The sequence below is a fragment of the Nostoc parmelioides FACHB-3921 genome (assembly GCF_014696625.1).
Classification (GTDB): Bacteria; Cyanobacteriota; Cyanobacteriia; order Cyanobacteriales; family Nostocaceae; genus Trichormus; species Trichormus parmelioides.
In genome coordinates, this window is the sequence record NZ_JACJQL010000031.1 from 71,849 (window position 1) to 85,481 (window position 13,633).

A 13,633-nucleotide genomic window follows, 5' to 3' on the forward strand; every position below is an offset into this window, starting at 1 on the left:
TAATGAGTAATGAGTAATGAGTTAGGAGTTAGGAGTAATGAGTAATGAGTAAACAATCATTACTTCTTATGTTCCCCCTGCTCCCCTGCTCCCTGCCCCCTGCCCCCTGCTCCCCTGCTCCCCTGCTTCCTGTTTCTTCTTCACCTGAGATTCCAAAATCGCACCGTAAAGCGGGCTGGTTTGCATTAACTCTTCGTGAGTACCTTGGGCTACTAATCGTCCTTTATCTATGAGAAAAATGCGATCGGCGTTTTTGACTGTGCTGATACGTTGAGCCACAACAAAGGTGACACAAGCTTTTTGCCGCATCATGCTATCTAGTTCGGCTTGAATTTCAGAGGCGGTTTTAGCATCAACGGCCGAGGTACTATCATCCAAAATGAGAATACTGTAATCGGTGAGGAGGGTACGAGCGATCGCTATTCGTTGCTTTTGTCCACCAGATAAACCTACGCCACGTTCACCAACTATGGTTTCGTAACCATCTGGCAGGCTGATAATAAAATCATGAATTTGGGCAGTTTTCGCTACTTCCATCACCTGTTCTAATGATGCTTTAGGTTTGGCGTAGGCGATATTCTCGCGGATAGTTCCCGAAAAGAGGGTGGTTTCTTGAAATACAATACCGATGTGCTTTCTGAGGCTGTTGAGAGTGAAGTCTCGCACATCTCGCCCATCAATGCGAATTGCGCCTTGAGTGACATCATAAAAACGGGGAATCAGGTTCATAACGGTACTTTTGCCGGAACCTGTCATGCCTAAAATGGCTATTAATTCGTTAGGTTTAGTTTCAAAGGAAACATCTTTTAGGGCTTCTGTAGCTGCACCAGGATAGCGGAAAGAGACATTTTCAAAGGTGATTCTACCACCACAAGTTTCAAAGGGAATGGCATCAGCGCGATCGCGGATTTCCACTGCTGCATCTACAACTTCATAGACTCGTTGAGCAGAAGCGGCTGCTTGAGCGATCGCTGGTGCAGCAAAGCCAATCAGTAAAATTGGTTGCAAGATTAATACTAAATAAGCGTTAAAGGCTACTAGTTCACCAATCGAGAAAGTATTACCAATCACCTGCGCCCCACCATAGCCAAACACCGCCAAGGTTACCAGGTTACTCAGTAAAAAAATAAACGGGAAGGTATTACGGATGGCGCTAATTGTCTTCATGTTAGCCTTGACTAGGGCATCATTCAGACCTGTGTAACGTGACCTTTCCGCCGACTCCCGCACAAAAGCTTTGACTACCCTAATACCAATCAGATTTTCTTGCAATACAGCATTTAGGTCACTTAGTTGTTCTTGTACTTGCCGGAACAGTCGGTCATTTTGGGTGATGAATCGCGCCATTAACCACCCTGACATGGGTACGACTGTTAAGGTAATTAGTGCTAGTTGCCAATTCATGATCAGCAAGATGACGGCTGCACTGGCTAAGGTTACCACTCCACTAATCACCTGAATCAAGCTAGTACCGATAAAAGCGCGGATTTGCTCAATATCACTAGTGACACGGGTTAAGAGTTGAGAAGTTTGTGACTGGTCATGATAGCTAAAACTAAGATTTTGAATTTTGCTAAAAATCTTGTTTCGCAGTTCATAAGCTACACCTTGGGAAGCCGCCTCTGCCAAATAACTTTGACCAAAATTAAACACACCGCGAGCGATCGCCGCAACTACCATCCAGGCGGCACTGTAAAGTACTATCTGTAAGTCTTTCTTGACGATACCCTGATCAATTCCCCAGCGAAATAGTTGAGGAGTCACCGCATTCGCCACCGTCAACAGCAAAAGACTAAACAAAGCCCCCAGCGAAATCAATCTATAATTCCGCAAACTCTCCAATACACGTTTAATTGATTGCATTGATGAGTTTTCCTGAAGTTCTGATTGTGGAACCACTGGAATCTATCCCTGATATCTTTTAAAAATTATCCCCTACAAAGGTTAAAAAAAAGACCCCCGGTGGTTAACCGAGGGATTCTGCAAGTCTGTATGGTCGCACAAAGAACATTCGTGAACCTCAGAATACCAACCTGGTAATTATCAAATGTGCCAAATTGCCAAAATTGGCAGGTAAGCTATTCTGCTGTTGACTGTTGACTGTTGACTGTTAACAGCCCGTATTAGCTTAAAGACAAATCAATCCCTAATCCCTTTTTTGTAACTGATGCCCAATTGTCAAGAGCTTTATGTAAAATTTTAGGTAAAGAAATGTTTCTTGGCTTACGGGAATGAAACGCATCGTTTTGATTGCTGGATTTGAATCATTTAATGCTGATTTGTACAGAAAGGCCGCGGTTTTGGCTAATTCTCGCTGTGCTGATTTAGATATTCGGGTGTTTAGCGATCGCGATATTACCAGCAAGCGCCTGGAAGTGGAAGCGGCATTGCAAGGCGCGGATGTGTTTTTTGGTAGTCTACTATTTGATTATGACCAAGTTGTGTGGTTGCGCGATCGCGTTTCCCAAATTCCCATCCGCCTAGTATTCGAGTCAGCTTTAGAATTGATGAGTTTAACTAAACTGGGTGCTTTTGCTATTGGTGATAAACCAAAGGGAATGCCCAAACCTGTTAAATTTATTCTCGACAAATTCAGCAACGGACGAGAAGAAGACAAACTCGCCGGTTATATTAGCTTTTTAAAAATCGGCCCCAAACTCCTAAAATTTGTCCCAGTGCAGAAAGTCCAAGACTTACGCAACTGGTTAATTATCTATGGTTATTGGAACGCCGGCGGCACTGAAAACGTGGCTGCTTTATTTTGGACACTAGCAGAAAAATATTTAGATTTAAAAATCGGCGACATTCCCCCACCAATCGAAACCCCCGACATAGGTTTATTGCATCCCGATTATCCAGGGTTTTTTGAATCCCCCCGTGAATATTTGGCATGGTATCAAAAGAGGCAAGAAAGCAGGGGGGAAAAAAACCCAGTTGTTGGTATTCTTCTTTACCGTAAACACGTCATCACCAAACAACCCTATATTCCCCAACTGATTCGCCGTTTTGAAGATGCAGGCTTAATCCCCTTACCAATATTTATCAATGGTGTAGAAGGACACGTTGCGGTGCGGGATTGGATGACCACCGACTACGAATTTCAGCAACGCCAAATAGGTAATATTGCCACACCCTCATTATCCCCAGAAGCCGTCAAAGTTGATGCAATTGTTTCTACTATTGGCTTTCCCCTAGTCGGTGGCCCGGCTGGTTCAATGGAAGCAGGTCGTCAGGTAGAAGTAGCCAAGCGCATCCTCACCGCCAAAAACGTCCCTTATATTGTCGCTGCACCTTTATTAATTCAAGATATCCATTCATGGACACGTCAAGGTGTAGGTGGTTTGCAAAGCGTGGTGTTATACGCCTTACCAGAATTAGACGGTGCAATTGATACCATCCCCCTTGGTGGTTTGGTAGGTGAAGATATTTATTTAGTTCCTGAACGGGTACAGCGCCTCATTGGTAGAGTTAAAACCTGGATTTCTCTACGTCAAACACCCCCAGCAGAACGGAAAATTGCCATCATCTTATATGGCTTCCCTCCTGGTTATGGGGCTACGGGTACGGCTGCATTATTAAATGTTCCCCGCAGTTTAATTAAATTACTCCACGCCCTCAAAGACCAAGGTTATAACGTCGGTGATATTCCCGAAGATGGGGAAGAATTAATTCGTCTGGTGAAGGAAACGGATGAAGAGATGGAAAGATGGGAGAAAAATAAGCCTTTTCCCTCTTCAGCTAATACTGTTAATTCCCGTAAATTAGAAAAATGGTTGGGATATCTCCGCACTTCTCGGATTGAAAAACAATGGAAATCCCTCACCAGTAGCGGAATCAAAACCTACGGTGATGAACTCCATGTTGGTGGTGTGCAGTTAGGGAATGTGTGGATAGGTGTCCAGCCACCATTGGGGATACAAGGCGACCCCATGCGCCTGATGTTTGAACGTGATTTAACACCCCATCCCCAATATGCTGCTTTTTACAAATGGCTGCAAAATGAATTACAAGCTGATGCTGTCGTCCATTTTGGAATGCACGGAACGGTAGAATGGCTTCCTGGTTCACCTTTGGGTAATACTGGTTATTCCTGGTCGGATATTTTGTTAGGAGATTTGCCCAATCTATATATATATGCAGCCAATAATCCTTCCGAGTCGATTTTGGCAAAGCGTCGCGGTTATGGGGTGCTAATTTCTCACAATGTCCCGCCCTATGGTCGTGCTGGTTTATATAAAGAATTAATTACACTGCGCGATTTAATTGCGGAATATCGAGAAGACCCGCAAAAGAATTATGTACTTAAGGAAGGGATTTGTAAAAAGATTGTTGATACTGGTTTAGATGCAGATTGCCCCTTTGAAGATGCCAAACGCTTGGGTATTTCCTTTACTCCAGAAAATATCAGGATGTTTAGCGCCCATGCTTTTGATGATTATCTGGTGAAATTATATGAGTATTTGCAAGTTTTAGAAACTCGGTTATTTTCTTCTGGGTTACATACTTTAGGTGAACCCCCAAATGAGGAAGAATTAGCTTCTTATCTCAATGCTTATTTTGGTGAAGAACAACCAAAAGACCCGGAAATTGAGAAGCAAATCACAGATTTGTTAATGCAAACTACAGATGAATTAACTAATCTTTTACGCGGATTAAATGGTGAATATATCCCCCCAGCACCGGGAGGAGATTTACTACGTGATGGTACTGGTGTGTTACCCACAGGTCGAAATATTCACGCCTTAGACCCCTACAGAATGCCATCCCCCGCAGCGTATGAACGGGGTCGAGAAATTGCTCAAAAAATTATTGCCCAACATTTACAAGAACATCATACATATCCCGAAACAGTTGCTGTTTTATTGTGGGGATTAGATGCAATTAAAACTAAGGGTGAATCTTTGGGGATTCTTTTAGAATTAGTCGGTGCTGAACCTGTGAAAGAAGGAACAGGTCGCATTGTGCGTTATGAATTGAAGCCATTAGCAGAGGTCGGACATCCCCGCATTGATGTATTAGGAAATCTATCGGGGATTTTTAGAGATAGTTTCGTTAACATCATCGAATTATTAGATGATTTATTTCAAAGGGCTGCTGACGCTGATGAACCAGAAGACCAGAATTTTATTAGAAAACACGCTTTAGCTTTAAAAGCCCAAGGTGTAGAGAATGCTTCCGCGAGATTATTTTCCAACCCTGCGGGTGATTTTGGTTCTTTGGTCAATGATAGAGTTGTGGATGGTAACTGGGAATCTGGAGAAGAGTTAGGCAATACTTGGCAAAGTCGCAATGTTTTTAGCTATGGCAGACAAGATAAAGGTCAAGCTAGACCGGAAGTATTGCAGGAACTTTTGAAGACGAGCGATCGCATCGTTCAAGAAATAGATTCGGTAGAATATGGTTTAACCGATATTCAGGAATATTACGCCAATACAGGTGGTTTGAAAAAAGCAGCCGAAAAACAAAGCGGTAAGAAAGTTACCGCTAGCTTTGTGGAAAGTTTCTCCAAAGACACCACACCCCGCAACTTAGAGGATTTATTGCGGATGGAATACCGCACCAAATTACTCAATCCCAAATGGGCTGATGCAATGGCGAGTCAAGGTTCCGGTGGTGCTTACGAAATTTCCCAACGCATGACAGCCCTAATTGGTTGGGGTGGTACGGCTGATTTTAAAGATGATTGGGTTTATGATCAGGCCGCAGATACTTATGCTTTAGACCCCGAAATGGCGGAGAAATTACGCCAAGCCAACCCAGAAGCTTTTCGTAATATCATCAGCAGGATGTTAGAAGCGCATGGGCGGGGTTTATGGCAAGCTGATACAGATAAGTTAGATAAGTTGCGTCAGTTGTATGAATTGACTGATGAACAATTGGAAGGAGTGACTGTTTAATATCGTTGGCAATTAATTAAAAACTAATTCACCCGTCATTGCAGCATTAAATATCAAGATACTATATCCACATCGCGTCAAAATAAAGGCGAATTAGCAGTTTGGTAACGCCGATTTCGGGAACATCAAATCAAATCTGTGTTAATTCTTATTTATCGTAAATAAAAGGGTTTAAGACCCCTACATCTACACGTAGTATCAGTTGAGTTGGGGTTTAAATCCCCAATTCCAACTGTCTTTAATTTTGAATTTTGTAGGCTTGCCTTCCCGTAGGGTATTTTGAATTTTGAATTGTTAATTACACTGCTCTACTTAATTATGTTGAAGTTACTCAAATACCTCAGTATTTGTCTGATTAGTTCCTGTTTGCTATTTGCTTGTCATGGTTCAGTACTGACTGAATTAAAACGCCCACCCTTGAAAATACCATCTGGATATTTTGTTGGGGAGTATCCAGCCATCATTGCTCAACAAAAAGGATTCTTCAAAGCCCAAGGGGTAGATGTAGAAATAACTCATAGACGATACATCCGATTAGAAGCAGCAAATTTCAGTGCGGGTAAGTATGATGGTGTTATATGTTCTTTGGGAAGTTTTATCATCTTGAGTGCCACAAATCCAGATATACAAGGCGTGATGGTTGTAAATGAATCAACAGGAGCAGATGTAGTAGTCGCCCAATCAGAAATTAAAACCGTTGCTGACTTGAAAGGTAAAAAATTGGGTGCAAATCTAGGCGGTTTTAGCGAAGTTTTCGTGACTGAGATGTTGAAAAAAGCTAACTTCACCAGCGATGATGTGAACTTGGTTAAATTAGAGGCTTCAGAAATTCCGCAACGTCTGAAAAATAATGTTATTCAAGCCGGACACACTTGGGAACCCCATCTTTCTGAAGCTATGAAATCAGGGGGACATATTTTATTTACCAGCAAACAAACCCCTGGCTTGATTTTAGATCTGATTGTCTTTCGCAAAGAGATAATCCGCGATCGCCCCGAAGACGTTCGTGCATTCGTACGAGGATGGCTGCAAGCAGTAAACTACTGGAAAGCAAATGTTCAAGAAGGAAACGCGATCATCAGCAAAGTGTTAAAAATTCCTAGCAATACAATCTCTCTGGAGGGAGTAAACCTCACTAATTTAGCAGAAAATCAAAATTTTTTTGAATCTAGTAACCCTAACTCTGTCTACAAAACTGCCAAAATATATGCAGACTTTTTTATTCGCACTGGCAGCGTCACCCGCATTCCTGAATTAAAAAATTTGTTTAATTCTTCCTTCTTGAACCATCTCCCCTAGTTTAACGCCATGCAGCAAAGTTTTTTGGGTGGCATCCGCAGAAAGTTGATCGCCTCGTTTCTGATTGTTGCGTTGATTCCTTTGCTATTATTGGCATCTATCAACAAACAGACAACTCAAAAAGCACTAACTGACAACGCCCGACAAACCTTATCTGTAGCGGCTAACGAAACTGCTCATAGAATTGATGCCTTTATTGATGGAAATCTCAATGCTGTGCGCGTAGAGGCGATTTTACCGGGTTTGGCACGCTACCTCAGCCTAACTCCACAACTGCGAGATGACAGCCCGGAAATGCAATTGGCGACAGAAACATTAAGCCGTCTCAGTCGCAAAGATATGCTCAATATTCTCTCATACTCTTTGCTCGACTTAAACGGCAAAAATGTATTGGACACAGATACATCGAATATTGGCAAAGATGAATCAGGGGAAAATTATTTTAAAAAACCACTGGAAACTGGGTTATCCTATGTTTCTAGCATGAAGAATTCACCAAAAATTCCTGATCTTGTTACCATATTTTTTAGTAGCCCGGTTCGCAATGCCAAGGGAGATATATTAGGTGTATTGCGTATTTCCTATAATGCTACTGTTGTCCAGCAGTTAGTTACTAGACAAACCGAAATGTCTGGGGCAAAATCCTTTGCTATTCTTTTAGATGAAAATAATATTTATTTAGCACATAGCGCTGCACCAGAACTGCTTTTTAAATCAATTGTGCCTCTGCCTTTGGATGTTGTCACTAAACTACAAAAAAAAGGGCGTTTACTGAATGCTCCTCTCAAAGAATTGGCAACTAATGAGTCAAAACTTAAGCAAGCATTAGATAATAAACAGTCGTATTTACTTGCATCTTTGGATGCAACAGGTAATCAGGTTAATCTGATTGCGATCGCTCATTTAAAATATAAACCTTGGTCTGTATTGTTTGCACAGCCTCTTGCTATTGCCCTAGCACCTGTAGAAAAGCAAACTCGTGACGCAATGTTTCTGTTTGCATTTATCGCTTCAGTTGTGACAATCATCGCTTTTTCCATTGGGCAATTGCTAACAAAGCCAATCATTTACCTTACCAATATAGTTTCCCAATTTACCGCAGGTAATTTAGATATCCGCGCCAAAATAAACTCAAGAGACGAAATAGGTCAACTGGCAACATCGTTTAACGACATGGCACTTCAATTACAAACAGCTTTTGAAACTTTGGAACAACGGGTAAATGAGAGAACAGCAGAGTTAATAATTGCTAAAGAAAAAGCAGAAGAGGCAAATCAGAAACTAGAACAACTGGTAAATATAGATGGTTTGACTCAAGTAGCTAACCGACGCTGTTTCAATGGGCGACTACAAACTGAATGGAAACGCCTTGCACGAGAACAACAACCCCTGTCACTGATTTTATTAGATGTAGATCAATTCAAATTTTATAACGACTACTACGGTCATCTAAGAGGCGATGATTGTCTCATCAAAATAGCGCAAACAGTACAACAGACAGTTTATCGTCCTGCTGATCTCGTTGCGCGTTACGGTGGAGAAGAATTTTCCGTACTCCTATCCAATACTGACTTAACAGGAGCAATCAAAGTAGCACAAAATATTCAGCAAGCAATTCAAGATCAGGCTATTCCCCATGCACGGTCTGACATCAAGGATATTGTTACAGTTAGTTTGGGTATTACTTGTGTCATACCCAAACAAGATATTAATCCAGATACAATCATCGCTTTAGCCGATAAGGCACTGTATAATGCCAAACAACAGGGGCGCAATCGGTATTGTTATTGATCTGATTATGCCTTTTGGTATTGGGTAGAAGATTAGAGAAAAAATCTTACCCAATCCCCAATCCCTAAAGATTACTTTCAATCAAATTCAAGTCTGTCAACCGTCAACCGTCAACAGCTATATAATTTGCCTGTTTGAGAAAGCAAAATGCTTAAATGCTTTCTCATTTGCTGTAAATGCTTTCTCATTTCAGTGTTTTCAGCAAGCAATTAGACATATTGCTTATTCATTTGCTGTAAATGCTTTCTCATTTCGGTATATCGCGTATTCATTTCAGTGTTTTCAGCAAGCAATTAGAGATATTGCTTTCTCATTTGTTGTAAATGCTTTCTGTTTTCGGCAATTACTTAATTCATGACAAAGATCATCTTTGTAACAAAAGCATTTACATATTTACTGAGATTTGCCCAGGCTACTTAAAATAATTTGCTGAGTGGAGTTGGTAAACCATCGATACTCACAACATTTTTTTGCTTTCGATAGTCATTAACTCCTTGCATTCCTTTTTTTTCTGCCCAATCAACTAAAGCCTGTCTTTGTCCTTGATATTCATACAGTGGGACACCAAGACCACAAGAAGTTTGCACGCGTTCGATATCTGCAACTATAATTTGCCGAGTTCCAGGGATTGGGGGAAATAATGAGTATAAGGAATTCCAATTAGGGGAACTGGGTAAAATTGTCTCTCCTTTTCCATAGAGACGCAAAATCAATGGTGATCCCTCAAAGGCGCAAAACATGAGAGTGATTCGCCCGTTTTCTTGGAGATGGGCTGAGGTTTCATTACCGCTACCGGTTAAATCTAGGTAAGCTACTTGATGAGGAGAAAGAATCCGAAAACAGTCTAGTCCTTTGGGAGACATATTCACATGGCCATCAGGACTTAGGGGTGCAGAAGCTACAAAAAACAGGTGTTGGGCGGTGATAAATTCTTGGAGTTCTTTGGTGATGTGGTCAAAAACTTTAGCCATAAATGGTAAGTGTTGAGTGCCGAGAAATTAACTTTAAGTTTTGCGACGGCGTACCCATCCACCGGAGGCGATCGCTAAGGAAGTCTTTCCGCAACGAAGAAAAACGACGTTCGGGCAGCGTGTCGTAGACAAGCATTGTACACTGTAGCTTGGTAGGCAAAAGGGCAGATTGTATATGGCACAAGAAATCGAGCGAAAATTTTTAGTCAAGGGAGATGATTGGCGGCAATTAGCTGAAGGTCGTTTATATTGCCAAGGATACATCTCTTCACAAGGGGCTACTGTGCGTATTCGTGTAGTTGGTAACCAAGGTTATTTAACCATTAAAAGCCCCACTGTAAATTTTTCCCGCTCAGAGTTTGAGTATCTTATTCCCCTTGCGGATGCCCAAGAAATACTAAATACTTTGTGCGATCGCCCCTTTATCGAAAAAATCAGATACAAAATCGAGGTGGCTGGTTTAGTTTGGGAAATAGACGAGTTTACCGGAGTCAATCAAGGCTTGATATTAGCAGAAGTTGAACTCGCCGATGAAGCACAACAGATTGACATTCCTCACTGGATTGGCACAGAAGTGACTGGAGATCACAGATATTTCAATAGTTATTTAGTTAAACACCCTTTTTCGCAATGGTGATTTATTAGGAATGTTGAGACTGGGTGTAAGGGTGTAGGGGTGTAGTGAATCCTATGTAGTGAGGGCAATGCCTACCCTACAGATACTTCTCTTCATTTTGGATTTTGTAGGCTTGCCTTTCCGTAGGGAATTTTGAATTTTGAATTTTGAATTTTGAATTTTGAATTTTGAATTGATTCATCTCCCCGACTTCTTGAAGAAATCGGGGATATTTAGCATTAGATACGGGAGTAGCGTAGACGTACTCTTAGTAATCTTAACCAACGTAGCCAAACTTGTGCTGGTTGCTCAAAAACAGTGAAGATATCACCAAAACCCAGGTTAGTTTTTTGATGATGTAACCAGTGTCTTTCAGGAGTGGTGATAAACAGAATTTGACATAAAATATTCACCAACTTTGGAGTTTGCCAACCCAAGGCCGTTACGTGTCTCCACCAGACATGAAATTGCCCTAACAATAATCCAGAAATCACACCAATGGGAGAGAAAGACCAGAGAACTACTGCTACTATTAGATAAGGTAAGGCTCCCAAGATACCATCTAAAAGAACTTGGGTATTAGAGGTTAAAATAGCGTAGTGACGGAAGCTTTTCTTCCATGAATGATGCGTTTTTAAATGGAGGCTACCAAAAACGTGTTCGGGTACATGATAAAAAAATGTAGACAAGAAATCGCCAAAAAATAATAGTAGCCAAGCAACAGCGATCGCCTCAAGCATTTGTACTCCTCAAGTTCCGTAAAAAACACCACACCAAAAAGGTGACTATCATTGCTTTTGAAACAGAGACACAGTTTCAATAGTGTTTCTGCAAATAAGTTTCAAATTGTTTTGTTGAACATTTAAGTAATTGCAAAAGTCGCATTTTCATTAAAGCGGCGGTGCGGCTATCTTTCTCCACCCATGAAGGGGTAGAGTTTCCCGCAGCTTTGGTAATAAGTAATGGGTAATAGTCCAATTACCTATTACCAAATTCCTCATCTTCTGGGAGTGAGGAATTTTAAAAATTTATGCTCCTAATTACACGAAGCAGCAACTTTTGAGAGCCTGTTATTTGGTTTCTGGATTTGGGCAGATAAAATCAATACATCTAGACACCGATAGATTTGCTGTATTTTATGGTAAACACCTTATAATTTTCTTATGAAGGCATATACTATAAGCAAAGAATGAGTTAAAGTTCGTACAAATTTAGGTTAAGGTTAGTCTTTTAATCTATAAGTCGATATCTAATTTTGATCAAGAATTTTGATTCTTAGCTGCGACAATACCTTTCTGTTCATAAATTGGCATCATTAATTTTCTCAAAGCTGGTAATTCTCTTTGAAACAATATTGAACCAACAATACAAGCTATACCATCAATAATTAATGTATTAGGTGCGCCGATTCTATTGGCTAATGCGCCACCCAATAAATTACCCACGGGTATCATACCTAAAAATGACATGGTGTATAAGCTCATCAATCTACCGCGCTTATCTTCTTCTACAATTGTTTGCAGAAATGTATTGCTAGCAGCTATTTGTAAAATTGTCCCTAAACCAACAAACAACATGGTGAATAGAGAAAGAGGTAAATATCGAGAAATGGCAAAGGTAATTAGTCCAACTCCTAAAATTGCTGGAGCTATAGCAATAAGTTTACCAATGCCTAAAATTGTTTTTTTAGTAGCCAAATAAATACCGCCAGATAAGGCTCCCAGTCCTGAAGCTGCCATGAGAAATCCTAAACTTTCTGCACCACCTTTGAGAATAGTTTCGGCAAAAATTGGCACAAGGATAGTATTTTGTAATCCCATCAAACTAACTAAAGTTGATAGTAGTAAAATCGCTCTAATTGGTGGAAAGCTAAAGGCGTAAATAAATCCTTCTTTAACTTGCTGTAAGGGATTACCATCAATTTTAGTTACTGTCCAAGGCTTAACTTTCATCGCTAATAAACTAGCAATGACGGCAATATAACTCAAGCCATCTATTAAAAAACAATACTTTACACCCACCCAGGAAATTAATAAGCCGCCAATGGCTGGGCCAATTAATCGCGCCCCATTAATCATAGTTGAGTTGATGGCGATCGCATTAGCCAAATCTTCTCTGCGTTGTACGAGTTCTGGGACAAACGCTTGTCTAGCAGGTGCGTCTAAGGCGTTAATCAACCCTTGCACCAAACTTAAGGTGATAATATGCCAAATTTGAATGACACCAGTAAACGTTAACGCCGCTAAGGTTAACGATTGAAGCATCGCTAGTATTTGTGTGCCAATCAGGGTGCGATAACGGGAAAATCTGTCTACAAATACGCCTCCAAAAGGTGCAAGAAAGAAACTAGGAATCTGACTAGTAAATCCCACAACTCCCAACATTAAAGGGGAGTTAGTTAAGCTATAAACCAGCCAAACAGTAGCTAGTTGTGTCATCCAAGTGCCAATGAGAGAAATTCCTTGTCCTGCAAAAAACAAGCGATAATTTCTTGACCTAAAAGCAGGTATTTGCAGCCACATTTTTTTATTCATGAATTATTTATCTGGAAATTGAGGATTTTGGAGACGACGTTGCAGAGTGAGTTCCCCTTCTTATGTCCGCGTGGATTTCGGCGTGAGGTCAGTCGAATCCTTGCTTCTGCAAAGGAGTACCGCAGATGACTACATCCACCGAAGGGTAAAAAATTAGTCTACTTACTAAAATCTGATAAATTTAGAGTGCGTAATATTAACTCATTAAGAGATATATAACGTTTATTTCGTATACGTAATATTTTGTGATAAAAAGCTGAAAGTTTCTTCACCCCGTCGGATGAGCAATAATAATACTTAAGAGAGGTTCACTCGTGAGGGGTTAGATTAAAGTGTATTTTGTCAATGAGCTAAAATACTTAAACTTATCTAAATAAAAATGATAATCATGTGGTGGGGAGGGGGAGGAGGTGAGCGTCGCTCGCCTCCTCCCCCCTCTTTTCGATTATCATTATCATTAAAATTTTTAGCAGATAAAATATGGAACGAAAAAGCATTGTAACAACACAATAACTTGGGAAGAAT

The 13,633-nt window shown here is 40.7% G+C and carries 9 protein-coding genes; 4 read left to right on the top strand and 5 right to left on the bottom strand.

Annotation, left to right across the window (positions count from 1 at the left end; genetic code table 11):
• Positions 1-66 precede the first annotated feature (66 nt).
• Positions 67-1,863 (bottom strand): ABC transporter ATP-binding protein, encoded by a 1,797-nt coding sequence (locus H6G14_RS19560; RefSeq protein WP_190568982.1) that lies wholly within the window; start codon positions 1,861-1,863, stop codon positions 67-69.
• A 368-nt stretch (positions 1,864-2,231) separates the two neighbouring features.
• On the opposite strand from H6G14_RS19560, the gene bchH reads away from it, so the two are divergent.
• The 3 genes from bchH (at position 2,232) to H6G14_RS19575 (ending at position 8,987) form a co-directional block, all read left to right on the top strand.
• Positions 2,232-5,897 (top strand): magnesium chelatase subunit H, encoded by a 3,666-nt coding sequence (bchH, locus tag H6G14_RS19565; RefSeq protein ID WP_190568983.1) that lies wholly within the window; start codon positions 2,232-2,234, stop codon positions 5,895-5,897.
• 318 nt (positions 5,898-6,215) lie between these two features.
• A complete protein-coding gene (locus H6G14_RS19570; RefSeq protein WP_190568984.1) occupies positions 6,216-7,196 on the top strand; it encodes an ABC transporter substrate-binding protein in 981 nt (326 codons plus the stop codon).
• A 9-nt stretch (positions 7,197-7,205) separates the two neighbouring features.
• Positions 7,206-8,987 (top strand): diguanylate cyclase domain-containing protein, encoded by a 1,782-nt coding sequence (locus H6G14_RS19575; protein ID WP_190568985.1) that lies wholly within the window; start codon positions 7,206-7,208, stop codon positions 8,985-8,987.
• Between the two features lie 416 nt (positions 8,988-9,403).
• Here H6G14_RS19575 and H6G14_RS19580 read toward each other — a convergent pair whose 3' ends face one another.
• Both H6G14_RS19580 and H6G14_RS19585 read right to left on the bottom strand, forming a co-directional pair.
• Complete coding sequence (locus H6G14_RS19580; protein WP_190568986.1) at positions 9,404-9,958, bottom strand: pyridoxamine 5'-phosphate oxidase family protein; 555 nt, start codon at positions 9,956-9,958, stop codon at positions 9,404-9,406.
• On the bottom strand, positions 9,951-10,094 hold the full coding sequence (locus tag H6G14_RS19585) for a hypothetical protein (protein ID WP_190568987.1): 144 nt from the start codon (positions 10,092-10,094) through the stop codon (positions 9,951-9,953). The genes H6G14_RS19580 and H6G14_RS19585 overlap by 8 nt, the downstream gene beginning before the upstream one ends.
• 39 nt (positions 10,095-10,133) lie before the next feature.
• Between H6G14_RS19585 and H6G14_RS19590 the strand changes: the two genes are divergently transcribed.
• Positions 10,134-10,595 carry a CYTH domain-containing protein gene (locus H6G14_RS19590; protein WP_190568988.1) on the top strand — a complete coding sequence of 154 codons (462 nt, stop codon included), beginning with the start codon at positions 10,134-10,136 and terminating at the stop codon, positions 10,593-10,595.
• A gap of 218 nt (positions 10,596-10,813) precedes the next feature.
• Here the strand turns inward: H6G14_RS19590 and H6G14_RS19595 are convergent, their stop codons facing one another.
• Both H6G14_RS19595 and H6G14_RS19600 read right to left on the bottom strand, forming a co-directional pair.
• Positions 10,814-11,314 carry a sterol desaturase family protein gene (locus H6G14_RS19595; protein WP_190568989.1) on the bottom strand — a complete coding sequence of 167 codons (501 nt, stop codon included), beginning with the start codon at positions 11,312-11,314 and terminating at the stop codon, positions 10,814-10,816.
• Positions 11,315-11,833: 519 nt separating this feature from the next.
• Positions 11,834-13,108 (bottom strand): MFS transporter, encoded by a 1,275-nt coding sequence (locus H6G14_RS19600; RefSeq protein WP_190568990.1) that lies wholly within the window; start codon positions 13,106-13,108, stop codon positions 11,834-11,836.
• Positions 13,109-13,633 lie beyond the last annotated feature (525 nt).